The 23538-nt window shown below is 45.1% G+C and carries 23 protein-coding genes; 9 read left to right on the top strand and 14 right to left on the bottom strand.

Features of this window, described 5'->3' with window-relative positions; translation table 11 throughout:
* Positions 1-21 precede the first annotated feature (21 nt).
* Both LY387_RS08065 and LY387_RS08060 read left to right on the top strand, forming a co-directional pair.
* Positions 22-1056, top strand: coding sequence for an extracellular solute-binding protein (locus LY387_RS08065; RefSeq protein ID WP_234496010.1), 1035 nt, complete (start codon positions 22-24; stop codon positions 1054-1056).
* Positions 1057-1296: 240 nt separating this feature from the next.
* Positions 1297-2334 (top strand): extracellular solute-binding protein, encoded by a 1038-nt coding sequence (locus tag LY387_RS08060; RefSeq protein WP_234496009.1) that lies wholly within the window; start codon positions 1297-1299, stop codon positions 2332-2334.
* A 76-nt stretch (positions 2335-2410) separates the two neighbouring features.
* On the opposite strand, the gene cobB is transcribed toward LY387_RS08060, so the two are convergent.
* From cobB to LY387_RS08005, 11 genes are all read right to left on the bottom strand, one after another.
* Positions 2411-3145: a Sir2 family NAD+-dependent deacetylase gene (gene cobB, locus LY387_RS08055; protein ID WP_234496008.1), complete on the bottom strand. Its 735-nt coding sequence runs from the start codon at positions 3143-3145 to the stop codon at positions 2411-2413.
* Positions 3146-3321: 176 nt separating this feature from the next.
* Positions 3322-4542, bottom strand: coding sequence for an ammonium transporter (locus LY387_RS08050; RefSeq protein WP_234496007.1), 1221 nt, complete (start codon positions 4540-4542; stop codon positions 3322-3324).
* Positions 4543-4895: 353 nt separating this feature from the next.
* Positions 4896-5327, bottom strand: coding sequence for a hypothetical protein (locus LY387_RS08045; protein ID WP_234496006.1), 432 nt, complete (start codon positions 5325-5327; stop codon positions 4896-4898).
* A gap of 15 nt (positions 5328-5342) precedes the next feature.
* Complete coding sequence (locus LY387_RS08040; RefSeq protein WP_234496005.1) at positions 5343-6419, bottom strand: formate dehydrogenase subunit gamma; 1077 nt, start codon at positions 6417-6419, stop codon at positions 5343-5345.
* A gap of 11 nt (positions 6420-6430) precedes the next feature.
* Positions 6431-7039: a formate dehydrogenase FDH3 subunit beta gene (gene fdh3B / locus LY387_RS08035; protein WP_042501521.1), complete on the bottom strand. Its 609-nt coding sequence runs from the start codon at positions 7037-7039 to the stop codon at positions 6431-6433.
* An 11-nt stretch (positions 7040-7050) separates the two neighbouring features.
* A complete protein-coding gene (locus LY387_RS08030; protein ID WP_234496004.1) occupies positions 7051-9906 on the bottom strand; it encodes a formate dehydrogenase subunit alpha in 2856 nt (951 codons plus the stop codon).
* Between the two features lie 9 nt (positions 9907-9915).
* A complete protein-coding gene (locus LY387_RS08025; protein WP_042472969.1) occupies positions 9916-10134 on the bottom strand; it encodes a twin-arginine translocation signal domain-containing protein in 219 nt (72 codons plus the stop codon).
* Positions 10135-10190: 56 nt separating this feature from the next.
* Entirely contained in the window at positions 10191-10814 is a 624-nt protein-coding gene (locus LY387_RS08020) for a TorD/DmsD family molecular chaperone (RefSeq protein WP_234496003.1), read from the bottom strand.
* A gap of 12 nt (positions 10815-10826) precedes the next feature.
* Positions 10827-12488 carry a 4Fe-4S dicluster domain-containing protein gene (locus LY387_RS08015; RefSeq protein ID WP_234496002.1) on the bottom strand — a complete coding sequence of 554 codons (1662 nt, stop codon included), beginning with the start codon at positions 12486-12488 and terminating at the stop codon, positions 10827-10829.
* Positions 12489-12741: 253 nt separating this feature from the next.
* Entirely contained in the window at positions 12742-13272 is a 531-nt protein-coding gene (locus LY387_RS08010) for a DUF3306 domain-containing protein (protein ID WP_234496001.1), read from the bottom strand.
* A complete protein-coding gene (locus LY387_RS08005) occupies positions 13262-13753 on the bottom strand; it encodes a DUF3305 domain-containing protein (protein WP_042472966.1) in 492 nt (163 codons plus the stop codon). The genes LY387_RS08010 and LY387_RS08005 overlap by 11 nt, the downstream gene beginning before the upstream one ends.
* A gap of 134 nt (positions 13754-13887) precedes the next feature.
* Between LY387_RS08005 and LY387_RS08000 the strand changes: the two genes are divergently transcribed.
* From LY387_RS08000 to LY387_RS07990, 3 genes are all read left to right on the top strand, one after another.
* Positions 13888-14712 (top strand): formate dehydrogenase accessory sulfurtransferase FdhD, encoded by an 825-nt coding sequence (locus LY387_RS08000; protein ID WP_112480080.1) that lies wholly within the window; start codon positions 13888-13890, stop codon positions 14710-14712.
* 158 nt (positions 14713-14870) lie between these two features.
* Positions 14871-15227 (top strand): hypothetical protein, encoded by a 357-nt coding sequence (locus LY387_RS07995; protein ID WP_042472963.1) that lies wholly within the window; start codon positions 14871-14873, stop codon positions 15225-15227.
* 8 nt (positions 15228-15235) lie between these two features.
* A complete protein-coding gene (locus tag LY387_RS07990; RefSeq protein ID WP_234496000.1) occupies positions 15236-15583 on the top strand; it encodes a GlpM family protein in 348 nt (115 codons plus the stop codon).
* A 379-nt stretch (positions 15584-15962) separates the two neighbouring features.
* Here the strand turns inward: LY387_RS07990 and LY387_RS07985 are convergent, their stop codons facing one another.
* Complete coding sequence (locus LY387_RS07985) at positions 15963-17555, bottom strand: ABC-F family ATPase (protein ID WP_042472957.1); 1593 nt, start codon at positions 17553-17555, stop codon at positions 15963-15965.
* 241 nt (positions 17556-17796) lie between these two features.
* On the opposite strand from LY387_RS07985, the gene LY387_RS07980 reads away from it, so the two are divergent.
* The 3 genes from LY387_RS07980 (at position 17797) to LY387_RS07970 (ending at position 21979) form a co-directional block, all read left to right on the top strand.
* Positions 17797-18546: an oligogalacturonate-specific porin KdgM family protein gene (locus LY387_RS07980; RefSeq protein ID WP_234495999.1), complete on the top strand. Its 750-nt coding sequence runs from the start codon at positions 17797-17799 to the stop codon at positions 18544-18546.
* Positions 18547-18748: 202 nt separating this feature from the next.
* Positions 18749-21091, top strand: a complete 2343-nt coding sequence (locus tag LY387_RS07975) for an ATP-binding protein (RefSeq protein ID WP_419153430.1) — start codon at positions 18749-18751, stop codon at positions 21089-21091.
* Between the two features lie 9 nt (positions 21092-21100).
* Positions 21101-21979 carry a mechanosensitive ion channel family protein gene (locus LY387_RS07970; protein ID WP_234495997.1) on the top strand — a complete coding sequence of 293 codons (879 nt, stop codon included), beginning with the start codon at positions 21101-21103 and terminating at the stop codon, positions 21977-21979.
* Between the two features lie 20 nt (positions 21980-21999).
* Here LY387_RS07970 and LY387_RS07965 read toward each other — a convergent pair whose 3' ends face one another.
* Complete coding sequence (locus LY387_RS07965; RefSeq protein WP_234495996.1) at positions 22000-22446, bottom strand: YHS domain-containing (seleno)protein; 447 nt, start codon at positions 22444-22446, stop codon at positions 22000-22002.
* A 458-nt stretch (positions 22447-22904) separates the two neighbouring features.
* Here LY387_RS07965 and LY387_RS07960 point away from each other — a divergent pair, with 458 nt between their 5' ends.
* The gene (locus LY387_RS07960; RefSeq protein WP_234495995.1) at positions 22905-23261 is read left to right on the top strand and encodes a thiamine-phosphate diphosphorylase; all 357 of its coding nucleotides are present in this window, start codon (positions 22905-22907) and stop codon (positions 23259-23261) included.
* A 27-nt stretch (positions 23262-23288) separates the two neighbouring features.
* Here LY387_RS07960 and LY387_RS07955 read toward each other — a convergent pair whose 3' ends face one another.
* Positions 23289-23516, bottom strand: coding sequence for a DUF1059 domain-containing protein (locus LY387_RS07955; RefSeq protein ID WP_042472951.1), 228 nt, complete (start codon positions 23514-23516; stop codon positions 23289-23291).
* Positions 23517-23538 lie beyond the last annotated feature (22 nt).

The following is a 23538-nucleotide window of genomic DNA, read 5'->3' as shown; positions in this document are numbered from 1 at the left end:
TTTGTTTTGGAGCTAACGTCAATGAAAAAATGGGCTACTTTTTTAGCTGGTAGTGCATGTGCACTTTCTCTTCTCTCTGGAGCAGTTAGTGCAGAAGAAGATAAAGAACTCGTGTTCATGAACTGGGGACCTTACATCAACAGTAATCTCCTTGAGCAGTTCACCAAAGAGACCGGTATCAAGGTTATCTACTCTACTTATGAGTCGAACGAAACCTTGTATGCAAAGCTAAAGACTCACAATAAAGGTTATGACCTTGTTGTGCCGTCAACTTACTTTGTCGCAAAGATGCGTGATGAAGGCATGCTTCAGAAAATTGATAAATCAAAACTATCAAACTTCAGCAATCTAGACCCAAACTACTTGGATAAGCCTTACGATCCAAACAATGACTACTCTATTCCACACGTTGTTGCTATTACAGGTCTCGCTGTCAATACCGATATGTATGACCCGGACGAGTTCACAAGCTGGGCTGATCTATGGAAGCCTGAGCTAGAAGGTCAATTGATGATGATGGACGATACTCGAGAAGTCTTCCATATCGCACTTCGCAAACTTGGCTACTCTGGTAATACAACGGACAAAGCTCAAATTGATGAAGCTTACGCCGAGCTTCAAAAACTTATGCCAAACGTGTTAGTTTTCAATTCTGACAACCCAGGTGCACCTTATATGTCTGGTGAAGTTGGTCTAGGTATGCTTTGGAACGGCTCAGCTGCAGCAGCGCAAAACGAGGGTTTGCCAATTAAACTTGTCTTCCCTAAAGAAGGTGGCATTGGTTGGGTAGACAACTTTGCTATTAGCTCTGGTGCAAAAAACGTTGATGCGGCGCACAAGATGATTGATTTCTTACTGCGCCCCGAAATTGCTGAACAAATTTCTCGTGACACGGGTTATTTAACTGCGGTTAAAGAATCGAATGAGAAGTTTAAAGACAGCCCAGCTTTGTTCCCGTCACAAGAAGATCTAGACCGCGTGGAGTGGCAAGATGCTGTAGGCGATAGTACAGTTATCTACGAAGATTATTTCTTGAAGCTAAAAGCCGGTCAGTAACTCGTTTTATTGATATTTTTAAAGGTGGCAATTGCCACCTTTTTTTATGGCTGCCACCCTATATCATTCTAAACGTTTAATTTTTGTAAATTCCTACATAGAGTATTTAATCAATGACTGATATAATGTTGTGATGCACATCAAATAATGGTGGCGTGCAAAGTAGTGTGAGAAACCCTACGTTCTCATATTGTCATGTCTCTAAGAGACTCTTTGTTTACCAATACAAACGGAAAAGTAATGAAAAGCAAATTGTATGCAGGCGCACTTTGTGCGGCGACTCTCTTCACTACCCCGGCGTTTGCAGCCAACGAAGAACTTTACTTCTACAACTGGTCTGAATACATTCCTAACGAAGTACTAGAAGACTTTACCAAAGAAACTGGTATTAAAGTCATCTACTCCACTTACGAATCTAACGAGAGCATGTATGCGAAACTTAAGACGCAAGGCTCTGGTTACGACTTAGTGGTACCTTCTACGTACTTTGTCTCTAAAATGCGTAAAGAAGGTATGCTTCAAGAAATTGACAAAGAGAAGCTATCACACTATCAAGATTTGGATCCTAACTATTTAGATAAACCTTTTGATCCAGACAATAAATATTCAATCCCATACATCTGGGGTGCGACGGGCATCGGTATTAATACTGACATGCTCGACCGTTCAGCAGTTAGCTCTTGGGGCGACCTCTGGGACCCGCAATGGGAAGGTCAGTTGATGATGATGGACGACTCTCGTGAAGTATTCCATATCGCATTGACGAAGCTGGGTTACTCTCCAAACACGACTAACCCAGAAGAAATCAAAGCCGCTTATGAAGAGCTGAGAAAACTAGTACCTAACGTTCTAGTATTTAACTCAGATTTCCCTGCTAACCCTTACCTCGCAGGTGAAGTGTCACTTGGTATGCTTTGGAATGGCTCTGCGTACATGGCTCGCCAGGAAGGCGCTTCAATTGATATCGTATGGCCTGAGAAAGGTGCGATCTTCTGGATGGACAGCCTAGCGATTCCTTCTGGTGCTAAGAACATTGAAGCGGCACACAAGATGATCGACTTCCTACTTCGCCCAGAAAATGCTGCAAAGATTGCATTAGAGATTGGTTACCCAACTCCTGTTAAATCCGCATATCCATTACTACCGAAAGAGTTTGCTGAAGATCCTAACGTCTTCCCTCCTCAAGAAGTCATGGATTCTGGCACATGGCAAGATGAAGTTGGCGAAGCTGGTACGCTTTACGAAGAGTACTTCCAAAAGCTAAAAGTAGATAACTAATCCATCTCCTGTTTCATACACAAATAAGCCCTCCACTGGAGGGCTTATTTTTTTGTCAATCGATGAAATTTACAGGTTATACCGCGTGGTCTTGTGTTTGCAAAGCGAGTATTTCCTTAACTAGCTTTGGCACTTCAAGACTCGCTTTGCCATATCGTTTTTCTTCAAATTCACTTTCTACTGCACTCGGTTCTAGGTTAATTTCTATGGTATGAGCACCATGCATTTTGGCATCATGAACAAATCCGGCTGCTGGATATACAACGCCCGACGTACCGATAGAAATAAACAGATCTGCTTGCTCAATGGCAGCGTAGATATCGCCCATGCGTAAAGGCATTTCACCGAACCAAACAATATGCGGGCGCATTTGCGAAGGAATTTGGCAACAATGGCAAAGATCACCCGTCATAATGTCGTCTTTCATTTCTACAACCTGCCCAGACTCTTCACAGCGTGCTTTAAGCAGTTCACCGTGCATGTGGATGATATTTTCACTACCACCTCTCTCATGCAAGTTATCGATATTTTGAGTGATAACAGTGACACTCCCCTCTAGCTCTTTCTCCAATTGACCTAGGGCGATATGTGCAGCATTGGGCAAGATGTTTTCTTGCTGCAGTTTTCGGCGACGTTGATTGTAAAAGTGTTGCACCAGATCAGGATCACGAACAAAACCCTCTGGCGTAGCGACATCTTCAATCCTGTGGTTTTCCCAAAGACCATCCTGAGCGCGGAATGTTTGAATGCCTGATTCCGCAGAGATACCAGCACCAGTCAAAACAACGACATTTTTGTAGGGAAACTTCATAGACCTTCCTTGTGCTAACTTATTATTGTTATCACAAGATTAACACGTAACGAATAACATCAATAGTTTTGGGGATTAGACGATAGTCTAATTGGGAGGAAGTTTCGGTTCTTCAATAGGTTAATAGGTATTAAGGAACAAGAGCTAGCGAATTCATCGCTAGCTCTTGTAATCAATCAGTCTTCGTTTGTTGAAGAGATTTTATGAATTGCTAAATCAGCACCTTTGAACTCATCTTCTTCTGATAGGCGCAACCCTGTTAGCTTATCGAGAATGCCGTATACAAGACCTGCACCAATAACCGCTACTGAGATGCCCGCAATTGTGCCCACAATTTGAGACATAAGGCTAACACCACCTAAACCGCCCAATGCCTGTTGACCAAAGATACCTGCGGCAATACCACCCCAAGCACCACACAAACCATGTAAAGGCCAAACACCTAACACGTCATCAATCTTGGTTTTGTTTTGAAGATAGGTAAATACCCAAACAAACAATGCACCTGCAACACCGCCAGTAATTAGAGCCCCAATTGGATGCATAAGATCAGAGCCCGCACATACGGCAACTAGGCCAGCCAATGGTCCATTGTGAATAAACCCTGGGTCATTACGACCAACGACGAGAGAAGCAAGAATACCGCCTACCATCGCCATCAGCGAGTTCATGGCAACTAAACCACTAATACCTTCTAACGTTTGGGCTGACATGACATTAAAACCAAACCAACCTACACTCAGAATCCACGCACCTAGAGCTAAGAAAGGAATATTCGAAGGAGCAAAGTTAGTGTGTTTACCGGCACGAATGCGCCCTTTTCTCATACCAAGAAAGACAACCGCTACTAATGCAATCCAGCCACCCACACCGTGAACAACGATTGAGCCGGCAAAGTCGTGGAAGCCCGCACCAAATGTCGATTCTAACCAACCTTGGAACCCGAAGTTACCGTTCCAAATCATGCCCTCAAATAATGGATAAACTAATCCAACGGTGAAAAACGTCGCAAGAAGAATGGGATAAAATCGAGCGCGTTCTGCAATACCACCTGAGACAATAGCTGGTATAGCCGCTGCAAAGGTAAGCAAGAAGAAGAACTTAACGAGTTCGTAGCCATTTCCTTGAGAAAGCGTTTCTGCGTCTGCGAAGAAGGTGCCTCCGTAAGCAACCCAATATCCGATAAAGAAATAGGCGATAGCGGACACACCAAAATCAGCTAATATTTTGACCAAAGCGTTTACTTGGTTTTTATGCCTGACTGTCCCCACTTCAAGAAATGCAAAACCAGCGTGCATTAAGAACACCATAATGGCGCCCAGCAATAAGAAAAGCGTATCTGAGCTTTGAGTTAGTGTTTGTACGGCACCGTGTACGTGCTCTACCGAGGGGGTCATGTGTCGATCACTCCTTTATCGATGATTGAATGTGCGCACCAAAATCGTGCTACATCATTTTGCGATACACCATTTTGGTGAATGCGTTTTTATCTGAACGACTGATAGAGCAAAGAACGTTCCAACTTATTTATTGAGATAAGAATTAGTCTATAGCATTGATTAATAATGCTTTTATTGTAAGTCGCTATTTGTAATTAAAGTCAAGCCAACCCAGAAATGCACCATATAAGTGAATTCGCACCAAATTGGCGTGCACCACTATGTTGCAAGAATGTAACCATTTGTAATTAAACCAATAAAAAAGGGTTTGCAGAAACACTGCAAACCCTTTTGGTCGATCTTGAAACGGATTAAGGAAGCTGTTGAATTGGCTTCGCGTCTTTACCAAATGTCATCGGGATGTCTTGCTTAAGCTTACTCATACCGGCAAACATTCGAATGATCCAGACTACAATCGCTACTGATGCGAACAACATCCCCACGTACGGGATAAAGTTAGCAATCTGATCTATCCAAGTCGCCTGATACCAGTAGTGTGTTACGCCTTTTAGCAGTCCGTTAGAAGTCGCTACTGTTACGATTAAAACGACAAAGAAAGTTAGATTCAGGAAGAAGGTCCTAATCAACCCGTAGTAGTGCGAATTGACTACGTCACTATCTTCGCCTTTATCAAGGCGATAGCCCGCATAGACGATAGCAATCACGCCTGAAATCAGTAGAGTGAAAGGCGTAAAGAGGCTGAGAATATATGCTATCCAAATACCTTTGTGTTGTTCTTGCATATCCTAGTACTCTCCTTAAGTCAGGTCGCTACGTGTTTTGGCGTCAACACTGAGTTGGGCTTTCTCTTCCTTAGGCTTAGGGTTGTCTAACTCGTGTTTGACTTCCTCATACCATAAGTCATGATGCTCTTTAGCCCAAGTCTCATCAACCTCACCCGTTACCATACCTTCAAGCGCCCCTTCCATACCGAATAGACCGATATAAATGTGGAAGATAAAGCCACAAATAAGGATCAGCGCTGCGAGCATGTGGATTAGGTTTGACCATTCCATATCTCGACGGGTCTGACCAAAGATAGGGAAATCAAGAATCAACCCACTTGCTGCAACAACAGCGCCAACAATGATCAACATCCAGAACAGTACTTTTTCCCCGGCATTGGAGAAGCCCGCAGACGGGTGACTGCCTTTGTGTTTCCCAGCCATACCACCAAGCTTCATAAACCACTGTACATCCACTTTGGTGAAAATAGATTTACTCCACCATTTGATTAGCAGTGCAACTAGCAGTACGAGGAACATAGGTCCCATGTAGTTGTGGTATTGTTTCGCTAGGTATACGGTCCAGCCCCACAGGTCAGTTGGGACGTAAGGTTTCATAAAGTGCTTACCATAAACCAGCATAAGACCACTGAATGCAAGCGTTAGAAATACAAACGCCATACTCCAGTGAAGCGCTCGGTCCATTCGACTCCATCTTTGCAGTTTACGTCCCGTTCTAGCACCTGACAGTTTCATCGGGCCACCGATGAAATACGCCAGCATAACGAGGGTGATGCTACCAAAAATGGCAACTGCTCCCGCAGGCGACATCCACTTCTCTTTTAAGATGTACCACGTCTCACCCGGAGTACTAATCAACACACCGTGTTCAGGAGAAGCGGAGGTCGTTGTACCCTCTACTCCTTCCTTTACCATGCGCCAATAGTCCGCTCCAGCGAGCTGTGTCATCTCACCTTGAACAACTTTATTGCTCTTGCTTTCTTCAGCGTGAACACCAAACGACATCACTAGAACCACTGCTGCCAATAGCGGCAGCAGTAGTTGGAAGATAGAGCCAAGCAAACCTTGTTGTTTAGACAAAATAGCCATTGCTCTCTCCATTAGCTTTTCGTTGCGTCATACGCTAGGTCATTACCGTCTGTCCAGCCAGCATCTTTAGCACCACGTTCCACAACACGTTGGCGGAATATGTCCGACACTTTCGCTGCGTCACCTGCTAGAAGAGCCTTGGTTGAGCAAAGCTCGGCACACATCGGCAATTTACCTTCTGCAATACGGTTCGCACCGTATTTAGCACGCTCTTCTTCTGAATTGTCTTCAGTTTCAGGACCACCGGCACAGAAAGTACATTTGTCCATTTTACCGCGCTCACCAAATGCTGCCTGTTTAGGGAACTGAGGAGCACCAAACGGACACGCAAATAAGCAGTAGCCACAACCGATACAAAGATCTTTGTTGTGAAGCACAATGCCATCTTCTGTGCGCTCGAAACAGTCTGCTGGACATACTGCCATACATGGCGCATCGGTACAGTGCATACAAGCTACAGAGATCGAGTTTTCACCTGGAAGACCATCATTGAGTGTCACAACGCGACGTCTCTGGATACCCCATTGCAGCGCGTCGTCATTTTCATTTTTACATGCGGTCACACAGCCGTTACATTCAATACAACGCTTGGTGTCACATAGGAATTTCATATTAGCCATTAGGTGACTCCTTACGCTTTCTTAATGTTACAGAGAGTGACTTTGGTTTCTTGCATCTGGGTCACTGGGTCATAACCATAAGTGGTCGCAGTGTTCGCCGCTTCACCAATAACGTAAGGCACTGTGCCCTCCGGATACTTGTTGGTGAGGTCCTCACCTTGGAACTTTCCGCCAAAGTGGAATGGGATAAACGCTAGACCCGGTTTCACACGAGGTGTCACCATAGCCTTCACCTTGATGCGCCCTTTCTCTGCACCCTCAACCCAGACCATGTCGCCGTCTTTAAAGCCGATGTCATTGGCGTCTTTCGGGTTAACTTCAACGAACATTTCACGTTGCAGTTCAGCAAGCCAAGGGTTGGAACGGGTCTCTTCACCACCACCCTCGTACTCCACTAATCGACCTGAAGTAAGAACGATTGGGTACTCGCCAGAAACGTCTTTATCCTGAATAGACTTGTACATAGTTGGCAGACGATAAATTGACTCGCTGTCATCCCATGTTGGATAGTCTGCGACGAGATCACGTCTCGGCGTGTAGAGTGGCTCGCGGTGTAGCGGTACTCTGTCCGGGAATGTCCAAACGATGGCGCGTGCTTTCGCATTACCAAATGGGATACAGCCGTGCTTGATTGCCACACGCTGGATACCACCCGATAGATCGGTCTTCCAGTTTTTACCTTCGGCAGCCGCTTTTTCTTCTGCAGTGAGGTCGTCCCACCATCCAAGCTGTTTCAAAAGCTTGTCGGTGAACTCTGGGTAACCGTCTTCCAGTTCACAGCCCAATGAGTAACTGTCTTCAGCGAGAATGTTGTCACCTTCAAACTCAACACCAAAGCGAGCACGGAAGTTACCACCACCATCAGCAACGGTTTTTGATGTATCGTAGAGAATGTGTGTGCCTGGATGTTTCATCTCAGGTGTGCCCCAACATGGCCAAGGTAGACCGTAGGTTTCACCATTGATTGGGCCGCCTTCGGCAACCAAAGAGGTCTTGTGGAAGGTATGCCAGTTCTGTTGGTGCGCTTTGATACGCTCTGGGCTTTGACCAGTGTAACCAATCGTCCACATGCCCTTGTTGAACTCGCGAGTAATGTCTTCGATATTTGGCTCGTTGTTCTCAACTTTAATGTTCTTAAACAACTCTTTCTCAAAACCAAGCTTCTTAGTAAGAAGATACATGATCTCGTGGTCAGGTTTTGAATCGAACAATGGTTCAACGACTTTGTCTCGCCATTGAAGAGAGCGATTCGAAGCTGTTACCGAACCGTAGGTTTCGAATTGCGTGGTTGCTGGCAGTAGATACACGCCATCAGTACGGTTGTTCATTACCGCAGCGTGGGTTGGATATGGATCGACGATGACCATCATGTCCAGTTTCTGCATCGCTTTTTGCATTTCAACGCCACGCGTTTGCGAGTTAACCGCGTGACCCCAGTAGAACATGGCACGAATGTTATCGTTCTGCTCGATGTTGTCTTTGTTTTCTAGAACACCATCAATCCAACGTGAGACAGGAATACCCATGTTGTTCATTGGCTTCTTGCCACGATACTCGTTTTGGTCAAATCGCTCTTTGATCCACTCATAGTCGACATCCCACACTTTTGCCCAGTGCTTCCATGAGCCGTCTGCCAGACCATAGTAACCAGGTAATGTGTGAGATAGTACGCCAAGGTCAGTTGCGCCCTGTACGTTGTCGTGTCCACGGAAGATGTTTGCACCACCGCCCGACTTACCGATGTTACCCAATGCAAGTTCAAGTACACAGTATGCACGAGTATTGTTGTTACCAGTGGTGTGTTGCGTACCACCCATACACCAAATGATACTGCCTGGACGATTCTCAGATAGGATCTTCGCCGCTTTGTATACATCAGCTTCACTAACGCCAGTTACGCGCTCCACTTCCTCTGGATTCCATTTGGCAACTTCAGCACGGATCTCATCCATACCGTAGACACGTTGACGAATGAACTCTTGATCTTCCCATTTATTTGCAAAGATGTGCCATAAGAGACCCCAGATAAAGGCAACATCAGTACCAGGACGCAAAGAACAGTAGTGGTTTGCTTTTGCTGCTGTACGAGTACGACGAGGATCCGCCACAACAATTTGGCAGCGGTTCTTTTCTTTGGCAATCAAGATGTGCTGCATCGCAACTGGGTGCGCTTCAGCGGGGTTAGAGCCGATGAACAGCATCGACTTACAGTTGTGCATGTCATTGAAAGAGTTTGTCATCGCACCATAGCCCCAAGTGTTCGCTACACCAGAAACCGTGGTTGAGTGACAAATACGTGCTTGGTGGTCAACGTTGTTGGTGCCCCAAAGCGACGCCATCTTACGGAACATGTACGCCTGTTCGTTACTGTGCTTCGCACTACCCAACCAGTAAACAGAATCTGGACCTGACTCTTTGCGGATCTCTAAAACTTTGTTGCCGATCTCTTCAATCGCATCTTCCCAACTTAGTTTCTTCCACTTACCACCTTCGAGCTTCATTGGATATTTAAGACGACGTTCACCATGACCATGCTCGCGCAAAGCGGCACCTTTCGCGCAGTGTCCACCAGCATTAAAAGGATGGTCGAACGCAGGCTCTTGCCCCGTCCATACGCCGTTCTGTACTTCAGCATAAATACCGCAACCCACTGAACAGTGAGAACAGATGGTACGTTTTACTTCAGTTTTGGCATCAACCGGTAAAGATTCTGCCTGTGCCTTTTTGATCATTCCGGGCGCGAACGTATACGCACCTGCTGCCAGACCACCCGCTGCAATAGAAGAGTTGCGCATAAATGCACGGCGGCTGAGTCCTAGCTTGTTTTCGTTTTTGCTCACATTGTCGGAGCGTTTAGTTAGTTTCATGCTTTGCTCCTAGAGTGTGTCGTAATAGTCTTTAACATGCTGGGTTTCGCGATAACCTGTTTTCTTCTCGTCATCGGGTTTCACATCAACTAATTCGGTGTTAGTAGCAGCATGCGCGGTACCTGAAATAACCGCTCCGGCAACAGCTGCGGTGGTCAAGCCCTTTAGTAGGTTTCGACGATTCTCGTTAAATTCACTTTTATCGTCACGTTTGGTTTGTTTACTCATAGTTTGCTCCCTGAGTGGATACCTATCCTTTTGGTGGCATCTCTAGTTAGCTGACATTACTTAGTGGTTATGTTTTTTACGTCTATTTTCATTTTCGTCTGCGTAGAGCCTGGGTTTTGCGCATAGCTCACCTGCTCCACATCGAAAAATGCTTGCATCAGTGCCGCGACAGCAGGATAAAACTGCGCACTTGGTGCGGTTTCAATCTGACGACACAAATCTGAGTACCAAGGAGAGAGGTGCTGATTAAAGAAAGCTTTCGCTTCGCTCTCCTTTTGCTGATCTATTAAGTGCGCGAGAACTTCACACACTGCGGAAATATGATCTTCAGGTTCTTTCACTGACTCCTCGCGCTCTAGACCCAAGTGGCCTAGGTCATGTCGAAGTGCAGCGAGCGGTTTATCCATTAGTGATCCTGTTAAGTGCCAAGATGCAAACGGAATCACTTCCCCTTTGCCAATACCTATAAACAAATCTTGGTACTCGTCTTCTAGAGCGCTGACCTCAGCAACGTTTGCAGCTGCAGCAAGATCCTGCCATGCACTTGTCATTTGATTAATGCCGGACTCGATCTCGAGAGAAGATAGAAAATCGAGAAGCTCTCGTTCAGGGGCTCCACGGCACAGAGTTGAAATAAGCAGGTAGATGTCACTTCGTAGTTCGTTGTTCTCGTTTTCCATTGACATACGTTCCTAATACTTGAGTTGCTGTTCTGGGTTTTCTGCCATGTTTTCAAACATATCGACGACACGGCAGTCTTCACACATCGCGATACGACGCAGTGCCGCTTCGTTGTCAAAATGAGAGTGACCGCGTAACTTATCTTGCAGCATAGTGATCATAGATTGGGGTGCGAAAGGCTTGCCACAGCTTAGACACTCCGCAGCTTTCTCTTCATGAAGCGCAATGACTTGAGTTCGAGATTCTTTGTCCCAGTTGATTTGTTGAGTGAGAGACAGTGCAGATTCGGGGCACGCTTTTTCACACATGCCACATTGCACACAGTCTTGCTCAACAAAATCTAGCGCGGGTCTGTCACCTTTGTTATAAAGCGCTTTTGTTGGACACACCGCAACACAACCCATGCACAATGTGCATTTATCAGTATCACAAGTAACTGTGCCGTATGGCGCCGTCGTTGGTAGTGGCTGGATTGTGTCAGTGACACCGTGCTTGGCAGACAGCACGTCTAATGAATGGAAAAGGCGCTCACGCTTGCTTCCCTCTACGTCGCCAATACGAAGTTCAAGGTCTTTTTCAACTAACGTTGGTAAGCCTTCGCGAAGCGACTCTAGGTACAAAATATCTATCGTTTCACGAGCTAGACCGAGATTCTCTAAAAGCTGCTGTGCCATACCGACTTCACTATTAAGAACCGTTTGGATGGTCTCAGGCATATGACGACTGGCAGCAAACAAAACTTGAGTTGCGCCGTTGACTAAGGCTGCGAACCAAGTATCGATCCCCACTGAAGGAAGCTCTTCAACCACGACAGGAATGACGTTTTCTGGGAGAGCATTAAGTGCCATGGCGTTATAACTCTCGTGACGCGAGCTACAGATCAAAATGATGGCATTTTCGCCACCTTGTTGATGATAATTCGCAAGCGTACGCTCAATAAACTTTTGCGTTTCTTGTGGTGTCGGCAATGCATAGTGAATAGCCTCTGTCGGACAAGCGGTCGCACAAGTGCCCACACCCTGACAAAGGTATGGATTTATCTCGATTTTGTGTCCGATTTTGTCATTGCCTTGGCTACTCAGTGCACCTGCAGGACATGCATCCACACAGCGCTCGCACCCTTTAACACCACGCGAACTGTGAGCACACATATCATTGTCTAGACGAAAGAATTTAGGTTTATCGAAGGTACCCATTAAACCGGGTATTTCTTCTAGCGCATCGGCAAGCGTAGGATAGCCACGACCAACAGGATAATAACCAGGGACGGGTACTTCCTCAGACATACAACCATTAAGAGAATGGTCGAGAACAATATCGAAACAGTCCCTACCCACTGAGACTTCAGCTAGATTGCTGTGGGTATTCTTATTATTGATATGGACACTGAAGGTCCCCAAGAAACCAGTGATTTCAATACTATCAGCGTAATAAAGGTTGTCATGCTCAGAAGGTTCACCATCGGTGGACAGCAAAGTAACAGAATGCATGCTTGTAAATTGCTCGGCAGTACTGGTGATAATCGCGGTAGGGCCGACTATTAGGGTGTCGCCATGACTTTCGTAGCTTACAGTTGGCGGTATTAAGTTGGATAACTCAACGGTATTTTCAAACGCGTATGAGCGTGCACGTCCATTTTGAGATGTCGCTTGTTGTAATAGTTGTTTTATCATCGCCTATTTCCAGTGTTGGAGTCTTCACGCTCCGTTTTTGGTTTCGTTTGAACCATTTACACACGTTTTGCAATAATTGTTCCAACTATAAATACTGAAAAAAAGTTTAACTATTAGATAGTTATCACAAATTACCCTCAGTTATTTGGGGCTATTTGTCTCGTGAGACATTTTGTCTCATTGGTTGAGAAAAGAACTTGGGACAAAATGTACCTACTTTCTATGTGGTAAATTTTGTCCCTATATCAATCTATTACGATAATTTTGAGTCAGACTCTTCATCGCCACTGAGCGTTTCAATGTTATCTGTTTGCTCTTCTTCAACCTCAGTTTCGTCTGGAATCGAAGCTGCTAGAGCCGATTCGTCAGAACCCTCGGATTCTTCAAGATGTTCTTCGACGTCTTTGACCCAACCTCTGAGTGTTTCCGCTACCTCTGTAGCAAGTGGCTTGACGGCTGAGTAGTCGTGGTCGTAATCATTTAGACCATCGACAACATTAAACTCGGGTTGCATAAAAAGCTTTCGTAGTGCTGCTTTTTTTACCGCCTTATCGACTTCTGTATTTGCAAGCAGCTGAGATATAGAAAGTTCTTCACCCTCAACCTCGTGTTCTGATTCAGAAGCCGTGTCCTCTTGCTCACCTTCTAGTTCAGCAACGCTTTCGTCGAGAGAGTGTTCTTCTTCCTGCACTTTCTCTAGCGAAGCACTTTCCTGTTCCGTTTTGTCTAGAGATTGCTCCTCTAATTTTCGCTGTGACCAGCGAGATAAAAAATTATTTGCCACTCGATCGTCCCGCCCCTTTACGTTTCTTACGCCTTACTTCAAGAAGTTCACCATGTCGACCTATAAAAGCCTCCATCCATGCTTGAATAGGTAGCGGAATAGGCTTTGAGAGCACGAGGTAATCTCCATCCATAAAAGAACCAGCAACAGCCTGTGACGCTGTCACCATTATTGGTTTTAAGCTGAGCTCGTCGTGGTTATCTAACACAACGAACAGCATAGGGTTTTGCGAACTTAGGTTGAATCTATAGTCGGTACGCTCATCTCTATAAAGCTCTAAGATGGCATGGGGTTTGCTCTGATCAGTCACTTCTAATTCAAAGCCTTCAAGCTCGCGCTGAGTGCTCGTCCAGCGCCCTACCTGCTTGTCGACAATAGACAAGTCGATTTGAATTGGCCATTGATGTTCGTTTTTCTCAACTTGGAGGACATCAAAATTAGAAGTTTGAGTAGGAATGGATTCAGGAGTTTCTGACTGCATTTCATATCCCTAAATTAGCGTAAGTTATTTGCGTGCCAAAACTTTATTGGTAATAATCGTTTAAGCATTAGTGAAAACTAAGCAATTATCAAGCCAATAGCCCAGTGCTACTGCCCGACCAAAAGGATATACGCGTGGTTAAACCCAACATTATTAGAACAAGCGAAAATCCCCTTCAAACTATCGAAGTTGACGTCTATGACGAGTACGGTGAAAAACTAACTAAACAAATTGCTTGCGAGCGACCTTTAACGGTGATGCTCAACTGGAAAGAAATCGTTACTCTGATGACATTAGGCTCCAGACCCGACTCTTTAGTCTTGGGCTATCTAAAAAACCAAGGGTTTCTCTCAGACCCTGCTGCCATCGAGTCACTAATTATCGATTGGGAGACACATTCTGCTGCGGTTATCACTAAAGAAAACACTGATTTCCTTGAAGAGGCGTTAAAAAAGAAAACTGTCACATCTGGCTGCGGCCAAGGCACCATGTATGGCAATGTGATGAAGCAGTTAGAAGGCTATCAGGTCCCACAAACGCCACTTAAACAATCTCAGATTTATGCAACACTTGAGGCATTAACTCACTATAACGATACCTACAAAAAAGCCGGTGCAGTCCATGGTTGCGCTATCTGTAAAGGCGATGAGGTATTATCGTTCGTGGAAGATGTCGGTCGCCACAATGCGGTCGACACGCTCGCAGGTGAAATGTGGATCAACGAGGAAACAGGTGATGACAAGATCTTCTACACCACTGGACGATTAACGTCAGAAATGGTGATCAAAGTTGCCCAGATGGGTATCCCCGTACTGTTATCACGCTCCGGGGTGACTCAAATGGGCTTAGACTTAGCGAAACAGTTTGGAATCACTACTATTGCGCGAGCTAAGGGGCTTCGTTTCCAAGTCTTTACTGGCGGTGAGAAAGTCGACTTCGATGTCAAAGGTAACAGCTAGCCTTTGCCTCCTCTGAATGAGTTCTTAAGCCTCTCTATTAATGGGAGGCTTTTTTCATTGTTTTTTCATCTAGTAAGAATTCATCGTTATTGATTGCTCGTGTCACTCTGTCTTACCAACTACTCTCTCGGTTAATACCTAACCACTGCAGAGTCACCATGAATCTTATTGTTAATGTGCACAAAGGCGTTCGCAAACTCGGGTTTGAATGGGCAACACGTCAAGCCTGGAAATGTGGAATGAAGGCAAACCTTGTTACACGTGTTGTTGGGGTCGCCAAAGGTCAGATTGTTTGCGTAATAGAAGGTGTCCGAGCTGAGCTGTCGACTGAGATCAATAACCCTTATCATGATGACGAAAAACAAGGTCGTTATGTGTTTGTCGGTGGTGAGATGTGGGAACCCAACAACCTTTTAGCCCCTGCGTTTCCGAGTTTTATGTTTATGCATGTTCGCAATCTGGGTAGCAAACATAAATACATGACGGACGACGAACTGCTGTTCAACTTGGCGTAGCGGTTGAGATGGTCACTCTTTTTCTCAAGTGTTTGATTGGCGCAGCAGCCGTGATGTTGATTGCGATTCTATCCAAGAGTAAGAACTTTTTTATCGCCGGTCTTGTTCCACTGTTCCCGAGCTTTGCGCTGATTGCACACTATATTGTGGCAACTGAACGAAACATGGAGGCGCTTCGCATGACCGCACTGTTTGGGCTGTATTCGTTAATGCCTTATGCCGCTTATTTGATAGCTGTTTATTATTTTAGTTATCATTTGTCTGTAATGGGTACGCTACTGTCGGCCGTGTTGGTTTGGGTGATGTTTGCGTATTTGTTGTTGATGGTTTGGGTGCGGAATGTGGTTGTGGTTTAATTCTAAAGATCAAGAGCTTACCCCCTCTAGCTCCCCCTTAGCAAGGGGGAGAATTACAGGCTAGCTCCTAACGTCGCATCGCTTACATTAATGCTCCTCCCCTTACCAAGGGGAGGCTGGGAGGGGTGAATGCGTTGGACTCAAAGAAAGCTCAAAACAACAAGATTGACTTAGAAAAAACGAGGTATGTTTCGACTCTGCACATATTGCGATTTCACCGCATTTACGCCCTCTAAATCCCCCAGCTGCGTGCCCCGTTATAAATGGGGAGAACTGCAGGCTAGCTCCTAACGTCGCATCGCCCACTTTTAAACACTAGTTTTCTCTCACATACAAAAAAGCCCCGCTTTCGCGAGGCTTCATTCAGGTATCTAACCGATTATCCATCAATCCCTTTCGATCTCAAGAACTCAGCGTATGTACCACGGAAGTCATTAATCTTGCCGTCTTTGATCTCTAGAATTCGAGTCGCAAGAGAATCTACGAACACGCGGTCATGAGACACGAAGAACAATGTACCTTTGTACTGTTCTAGCGCGCTGTTCAATGACTCGATAGATTCCATGTCCATGTGGTTCGTCGGTTCGTCCATCAATAGCATGTTTGGCTTGTGCATCATGATCTTGCCTAGCAGCATACGACCTTGCTCACCACCAGACAGGACTTTTACTGACTTCTTAATGTCGTCCTGACCAAATAGCATGCGACCTAGGAAGCTACGGATAACTTGCTCGTCATCACCTTCTTGGCGCCATTGACCCATCCAGTCCATAAGATTCATGTCTTCTTCGAAGTCATGAGCATGGTCCTGTGCATAGTAGCCAATGTTACTATTTTCAGACCACTTGTATTCCCCAGTACGAGGCTCTAGCACACCAGCAAGCGTGTTAAGCAGTGTTGTTTTACCCACACCGTTTTCACCGATGATAGCAACACGCTCACCGACTTCGAAAATTGCGTTAAAGCCTGAGAACAAATCATCTTCGAAACCTTGGCTTAGGTTTTCTACGTTAAGCGCGTTACGGAAGAGTTCTTTTTCTTGGTCAAAACGGATAAATGGGTTTTGACGGCTTGAAGGCTTCACTTCTTCTAGCTGAATCTTATCGATTTGCTTAGCACGAGATGTTGCTTGCTTCGCTTTAGATGCGTTTGCAGAGAATCGCGCTACGAAGGTGTTTAGCTCAGCAATCTGAGCTTTCTTCTTAGCGTTGTCTGCTAGTAGACGTTCGCGCGCCTGAGTTGCCGCAACCATGTACTCATCATAGTTACCAGGGAATAAACGAAGCTCACCGTAATCGAGGTCAGCCATGTGGGTACACACTGAGTTTAGGAAGTGACGGTCGTGCGAGATGATAATCATGGTGCAGTTACGCTGGTTCAACGTTTCTTCTAGCCAACGAATGGTGTCCATGTCCAAGTTGTTGGTTGGTTCGTCGAGTAGCATGATGTGCGGGTCAGCGAAAAGAACCTGAGCCAATAGCACACGCAGCTTCCAACCTGGAGCGACTTCACTCATCAAGCCAAAGTGCTGCTCTTCTGGGATGCCTACCGCAAGCAGTAATTCACCTGCTTTCGCTTCCGCCATGTAACCATCAAGTTCTGCGAACTGAACTTCAAGATCCGCTACTTTCATGCCATCTTCTTCACTCATTTCTGGCAGTGAGTAAATACGGTCACGCTCTTGCTTGATAGCCCATAGCTCTTTGTGGCCCATGATAACAGTGTCTACTACCGTAAACTCTTCATAAGCGAACTGGTCCTGGTTCAGTTTTGCAACGCGCTCGTTCGGATCGTAAGAAACGTTACCGCTCGTAGGTTCTAACTCACCGCTCAAAATTTTCATGAATGTCGATTTACCACAGCCGTTTGCGCCAATAAGACCATAACGGTTGCCTTCGCCAAACTTAATAGAGATGTTTTCAAACAGTGGTTTAGCACCAAACTGTTGAGTGATATTTGCGGTCGATAGCACGAGCGTTACCTATGTGAATTAACAAAACTGCGCAACCCTACAGTCTCTTGGTCTGAGATGCAAGCAAGAACCACTTTCTAAAAGCAATTCTCTTTAGTTTCTATTGATTTCTACTTCCGTTGAAATTGACCGTATTTCGCACCCAATTGAATAATCCGCACCGTCAACAAAGGCGGTCTTAACTGCTAACCAACCTTAGGTTGTTGACGAATCATTTATAACTATTGGAGTAGAGTAAACAATGAAAAAGTTAGTAGCATTGGCAATAGTAGCAACGTTTGGAGCACACGCAGGTGTTTATACCGATCTGAGCCAGAAATCAAACGGCGACACTAGTGCGAAAGTTGGCTACGCTTTTGAAAATGGAATTTCGACAAGCCTAGAACACGTACGTAAAAAAGGCTTAAGCAAGTCTAAAGAGACAACCCTTTCTGGTGCTTGGGCTGTTTCTATCACAGATGGCTGGTATGTAAAGCCACAAGCAGAAGTTAAGTTTGATCATGGAGAAACAGTATCCATTCACCAGCCAAAAGATTTCAGTTTTAACACGACGATCAACCCTACTTATAAACTTGGACTAGAAACGGGTTATGAATTCGAGAGTGGATTCTATTTAGCAGGTCGTTATCGCTATGAAACGACAAATGTTAGTGCCAAGTTTGATGACATTGCTGGTAATCGCAAAGAGTCAGGTGATCACAATGTAAAAGTACATCGCACAGATTTTAAGTTTGGGTATGCAATGGACGCGGTTGACTTGAGTGTCAATTGGGTTCGTAAATCGACCAACGAAGAAGTCGTTTTAAGTGGTCTGGGCTCTGTAGGCATAATAGACTACACGCCTAATGAATTTGAATTTAAAACGACACTGACAGACTTTGGTGCTGTCGCGCCTTACGCTCAATACACATATAAGCCAGAGTATAAGATTAACAGCGTTAAACTTAATCCAGAAAACGAAGTTAAAGTTGGTTTTGTTTACAGTTTTTAAGCTACTCCAATAGCTGAAAATAGTTAATGGCTTGCCAAGCCCATTAACGCCCTGTTCATAGCTCCGTATACTATGACGCCCTAGCCCATTTTGGTTTGCCAAAGTGGGCTTTTTTCGTTTGATGGCGGCAGGGTGTCAAGAGTGCAACTACACTAAATAAGAAATCAAATAGACTCAACCAGTTACGGACAGTATGACAACAATGATTAGACACACTTTCTGGTTAGTGGTGGTAACTCTCATTCTTAGTTTCCCGGCATCCGCTCGTTGGGACTATCAAGATGACGACCTGCCAACTCCATCTGAAGATGCTCTATCTCTGGAGTCAGAGATTAGTCGACTTCCATCCAAGCTGTTTATGACACCATCAGATTCCAACAAGGTTCGTCGGTTGCTCGCTTATACCTTGGATCAGCAAGACCGAGAAATCATAGCCTTTAACGAAGCATTGGCGGTCTATCGTGATGAGGCAGATGAACAGCATTGGTTTGATGTTCAAACTCAGTACCTGACCTTGAATAGTCTCAGCCTTAGCAAACAGAGGCTGTTGGAGCTTGCATCGGATAAAACCTTCGAGCAATTGACCGGATTTGGCCCCGACGGCGTTACCCAATTTAAACAAGAATTCGAAATAACACGGCTTAACGCTGAATACTTTGTGTTCTTCCAGCTAAGAAGCTTAAAAACCTTAATCAAGGAGATCTTTATCTCCCCTGTTCCCGTTATCTGGGTTGGTGTGCAAGTCTTCTTTATCTACTCCATTCTAATGTGGTGGTTAGCGAATGAAAAAAGGCTGTTTGAACAGTTCAAAGCGCACGTCGCCGCTGCAATGACAAAACCACCTATTTGGGTTCGATTAATTTGGTATATAGGGCGCGCGAGCAAGGCGATTGCGTGGTTAGTTGCAATTACCGTCTCGTTACGGGTGTTAAGCAGCATTGACGCCCTTTCTCAGCTCTATTACATCGAGCTGTTTACGTGGTGGATACTGGGCGGTTCGATTGCCATCTCTTTCATCCTCGAGTTCGTCCAGCGTAACAGTTTAGCGACCAACAAAACGGTAGCAGCCCTAAGACTCTCTACGGTGCGTCGCTACGTCTGGAGTTTTATTGTTGTTGGGTTAGTGCTGCAAATCGCCTCTCAAACACTAGGAAAAGGCACCATTTACTACTGGATAACCACCTTATTCTCCCTTTGGTTTGCGCTCATTACGCTCAGCGTGATTATCATGTGGAAAAAGGTGGTGTTTGAATCGCTCGATAAGATCTCAGACAAGCCTATGCTCATCCATTGGGCTTCGACCAAAAAAGATGTCTTTATTGTTGGTCTTATCGCGACCGCGATCGCAACGATGTGGATCGCATTCCATCATCTTAAGAATCGCCTGATTGGGCTGCTATCCCATTATACCTTCTTTAATCAGGCCCTTACTTACTTGTTTAAGATTGAGGTTGCTAAACAAACGGGTAGTAATGCCGATGACAACCTCGTGAGAGTAAAAGGCGATGCCGCGTTTGATTATGTTCAGCCAGGTGACGATTCAAGCCCCCTGATTTCATACGCCAAAGATGAAATGCAGCAGCTTTCAAAATATCTTCTTACCAACAGCCCCGCAATTTGCGTCGTCACTGGTGAGCGTGGTGTTGGTGCGACGAGGTTGCTCACGCAAATACTTCACAAAGCGAAAAACGCTGAGCCTATTTATATAAACTGTCCAATTGCGGGATATCAAGAACTCCTTGTTCACCTCGCTGTCAGCTTAGGCCTTGAGGAAGAAACAAGTGAGGTCAAAATTCTTAACCATCTCAGAAAAAGTGACACCCACTATTTAATTGCCATCGATAACTGTCAGAGGTTGGTGAAACCTAAAGTAGGCGGACTGAATGACCTTATTCGCTTTACCAACCTATTGCGCCGATCGAAACAAAGCCATCGTGCGGTATTCTCTATCGAAAAAGCCAGTTGGCGCTTTGTAGACAGAGCGCGAGGAGAACGTCTGCTATTCGATTGGGTCGCATTTCTCCCTAGATGGAGTGAAGAGCAAATCGCGGGGCTGCTGGATAGCAGAATTAATCAGGATGAAAACTACACTGTCAGCTTTGAAGGGCTCACCGTACCTAAGCAGTGGGATAATGACAGTGAATCGGAAGAAGATCGTGCCAAGCAAGGCTTTTATCGAATCCTTTGGCACTATTCAGATGGTAACCCAACGGTTGCGCTGCGATTCTTTCGATTCTCTCTCAAGCGTAACAAAGAGACAGACAATGTCGTTGTAAGGTTGTTCCATGCGCCAGAGTCTGAAGAGCTAGACAAGATGCCTAAGCCCATGCTCGCTATACTTCGTTCCATCGTTCAGCTTGAGTCAGCCTCTCCAGAGGATGTGTCTGATTGCACTCAGTTGACCATTTCAGAAGTGATCGGCACGCTAAGATACTTCCAAAGTCGCGGTTATATTGATTGGAATGAAGATAAAGCTCGTATTTCGGACCACTGGTTTAGGCACATCACCAACGTTCTAGATCGCCAACATTTACTCGTTAAGTAAGGAGCCGAAATGACAAAGTTTTTCGCTTTCACTCTGCTTTTGTTGTTCCCTCTCTGTTCATTGGCAAGCGAGGAGATTGCCAACGTCGATAGCATCACTCAGTTTGCAACACTGATTCGTTGGTCAGGTGTGCTGCTCAGTATCTTTATCATGATGGGTACTTGGCTGCTCATAAAATTTATGAACTCGATGGTCGAGAGTATTGGCGGTCAGTTTGTTCAGTATCGAATGCTGCTTCAAAAGCTTCAGTCATTCTTGCAGTTCTTCATCTATATGACCGCTGGTATTGTGGTATTCATGCTCAGCTTTCGAATCAACGACCATATTCTGGCTTTAATTGGCGGTACCCTCGCCGTCTCTGTCGGTTTTGCGATGAAAGATCTCGCTGCTTCGTTTATCGCTGGTCTTACCGTAATGATTGATAGACCGTTTCAGGTGGGTGACCGTGTCACGTTTGAAGGTAACTATGGTGACATACTGACCATAGGTTTACGCTCAGTTCGTATGCGCACCCTAAACGATGACATTATCACCATTCCTAATAACAAGTTTCTAAACGAGGTAACGGTTAGTGGTAACTATGGGGCTCTCGATATGCAGGTCGTTATCCCTTTCTATGTAGGAATGAACGAAGATATTGTTTTAGCTCGTAATCTTATACAAGAAGCAGCGTCATCGAGCCGTTATATTCACCTACCGAAACCCGTTACCGTTTTGGTTAAGCAAACCATCACCGATAACTACTTGGCGATTCAATTAACGTGCAAAGCATATGTGGTGGACACCGCTTATGAAAAACTGTTTGAGACTGATATTACCCTTCGTGTTATGAGTGAGTTCAAGAAACACGGTATTAATCCACCGCAAATCGCTGTGCACTCAAGTTAAGAGTAATGTCTTTGTCGTAATCAATTATTTAATAGTTGCGGCCAGTTTTTGTCGGCGCTTGCTATGTTGCCGGGAATGTCCTGCTGCCATGTACTTTGAACAGAACGACTATAATTAAGGTACAGTTTGTCGTTATGTACGTACCATGCATTGGGATCGATTTTCGCGGTATAGCCCTTGCTCACGGCCCATGCACAGTATCCTCCATACTGGGGTGCGTACTTTTCTGGGTTTGCGGTAAACAAAGAGAGATTTTCTTGCGATGAAAAGTACCACTCAGCATCGTTCCAGCTATAGGTATAGTCGCTATCGCCTTTTACTGGTTTTCCCTCTGTAAAATAAGCGACGGGATCGTAGCCTCGAATAGCCTTTCCAAAGAAATCACTGTAGACAGGCTCTACTGCATGTGCAGTTGCCGTCAATGCGAGCCATAAAAATACGGGTAGCGCTAATCTAAATAGTTTCATGGTCTCTCCTTGTTTTGGATACGTAACAGCAATAGTAGACAGGACATCTAAGTAGAATCTTTCAGTCCTTTTAAATACATAGTCTATTTTTGGAGGTTCCTATGAAATTGTTATGTATTTTAGCGCTCGGCGTAAGTAGCCTCGCTTTTGCCGGAGGAAATACGGGGGGAACACCCACCGTTCCTTGTTGGGTGGATGGCAATTACGAGGGCAACATGCTGATTACCAAATGCACTCAATTAGGGGGCTACCCTAGCCTAGAAAGATCGCAACAGTAATCCACGGCACACTATTATTGGTTTTACTAACCAAAAAAATTTGTCGTTCAAACAAAAACATCAAGTTGAAGGGCGTTCGAGCCCTACCTACTATCTTCGGCACATAACGCCGCTCTCATTCCCCTGAGGCGGCGTAACTATGAAAACTCTGGAGTAGTAAACTTGAATAAGTTCTCTGATATGAATTCCAATAAATTGGGCAAAGAACGTTTGAAACGTGAGCATGATTTGCTAATGCTCAACCGCGTAACTGACCGTGAATTTGAATCAAGAATGGCAATCTGGGATGCGATATCTCTCGCAAGCGCGCCACTTGGAGAAGCTAAGCAGTTCGTAGAAGCGACCTTCAATAAACTGCAAAAAGACATCTCTGCAGCAAGTAAAGAATTTACACTAAGTTTTGCCGATTTTGAGGTGATGGCTAACGAGGAGATGAACTACATCCGCGTGAATGTCGCCGATACTCGCTCCCAAAAGATTTGGTACGGTCTTATTTCTGTCATGGTCCTAGGTACTATCTACATCTGCATGGCGTGACGCCTGCCTGTGATGAGTAGCGCGAGTTTAACTTTCGTCAAATTCGCGCTTTTTATTGTTGTACCAAACCTGCATTGCAGCAGGATCTTTCATCAACTCTTGCATCTTCGCCATAGCATCGAGATGAGCAGGCTCTTGCTGTTGGTACATCTCCATACCGTGTTGTTTACTGAGCTCAGCAATCTCTTCGAACGTATCTGCCTGAAATTCAAAGTCACAAGCCCCTCCGAGCTGTTTACATGTCATTGATTTCATCCTACTTCCCTCTTTTTTTATG

The sequence above is a fragment of the Vibrio maritimus genome, assembly GCF_021441885.1.
Lineage (GTDB): Bacteria > Pseudomonadota > Gammaproteobacteria > Enterobacterales > Vibrionaceae > Vibrio > Vibrio maritimus_B.
This window is presented reverse-complemented; position numbering and strand designations above follow the sequence as displayed.

Bases quoted from the DNA above. Each gene is read 5' to 3' on its own strand.
- LY387_RS08065 (WP_234496010.1), top strand. From the start codon at position 22: ATGAAAAAATGGGCTACTTTTTTAGCTGGTAGTGCATGTGCACTTTCT.
- LY387_RS08060 (WP_234496009.1), top strand. From the start codon at position 1,297: ATGAAAAGCAAATTGTATGCAGGCGCACTTTGTGCGGCGACTCTCTTC.
- cobB (WP_234496008.1), bottom strand. From the start codon at position 3,145: ATGAAGTTTCCCTACAAAAATGTCGTTGTTTTGACTGGTGCTGGTATC.
- LY387_RS08050 (WP_234496007.1), bottom strand. From the start codon at position 4,542: ATGACCCCCTCGGTAGAGCACGTACACGGTGCCGTACAAACACTAACT.
- LY387_RS08045 (WP_234496006.1), bottom strand. From the start codon at position 5,327: ATGCAAGAACAACACAAAGGTATTTGGATAGCATATATTCTCAGCCTC.
- LY387_RS08040 (WP_234496005.1), bottom strand. From the start codon at position 6,419: ATGGCTATTTTGTCTAAACAACAAGGTTTGCTTGGCTCTATCTTCCAA.
- fdh3B (WP_042501521.1), bottom strand. From the start codon at position 7,039: ATGGCTAATATGAAATTCCTATGTGACACCAAGCGTTGTATTGAATGT.
- LY387_RS08030 (WP_234496004.1), bottom strand. From the start codon at position 9,906: ATGAAACTAACTAAACGCTCCGACAATGTGAGCAAAAACGAAAACAAG.
- LY387_RS08025 (WP_042472969.1), bottom strand. From the start codon at position 10,134: ATGAGTAAACAAACCAAACGTGACGATAAAAGTGAATTTAACGAGAAT.
- LY387_RS08020 (WP_234496003.1), bottom strand. From the start codon at position 10,814: ATGGAAAACGAGAACAACGAACTACGAAGTGACATCTACCTGCTTATT.
- LY387_RS08015 (WP_234496002.1), bottom strand. From the start codon at position 12,488: ATGATAAAACAACTATTACAACAAGCGACATCTCAAAATGGACGTGCA.
- LY387_RS08005 (WP_042472966.1), bottom strand. From the start codon at position 13,753: ATGCAGTCAGAAACTCCTGAATCCATTCCTACTCAAACTTCTAATTTT.
- LY387_RS07995 (WP_042472963.1), top strand. From the start codon at position 14,871: ATGAATCTTATTGTTAATGTGCACAAAGGCGTTCGCAAACTCGGGTTT.
- LY387_RS07990 (WP_234496000.1), top strand. From the start codon at position 15,236: ATGGTCACTCTTTTTCTCAAGTGTTTGATTGGCGCAGCAGCCGTGATG.
- LY387_RS07980 (WP_234495999.1), top strand. From the start codon at position 17,797: ATGAAAAAGTTAGTAGCATTGGCAATAGTAGCAACGTTTGGAGCACAC.
- LY387_RS07975 (WP_419153430.1), top strand. From the start codon at position 18,749: ATGATTAGACACACTTTCTGGTTAGTGGTGGTAACTCTCATTCTTAGT.
- LY387_RS07970 (WP_234495997.1), top strand. From the start codon at position 21,101: ATGACAAAGTTTTTCGCTTTCACTCTGCTTTTGTTGTTCCCTCTCTGT.
- LY387_RS07965 (WP_234495996.1), bottom strand. From the start codon at position 22,446: ATGAAACTATTTAGATTAGCGCTACCCGTATTTTTATGGCTCGCATTG.
- LY387_RS07960 (WP_234495995.1), top strand. From the start codon at position 22,905: ATGAATTCCAATAAATTGGGCAAAGAACGTTTGAAACGTGAGCATGAT.
- LY387_RS07955 (WP_042472951.1), bottom strand. From the start codon at position 23,516: ATGAAATCAATGACATGTAAACAGCTCGGAGGGGCTTGTGACTTTGAA.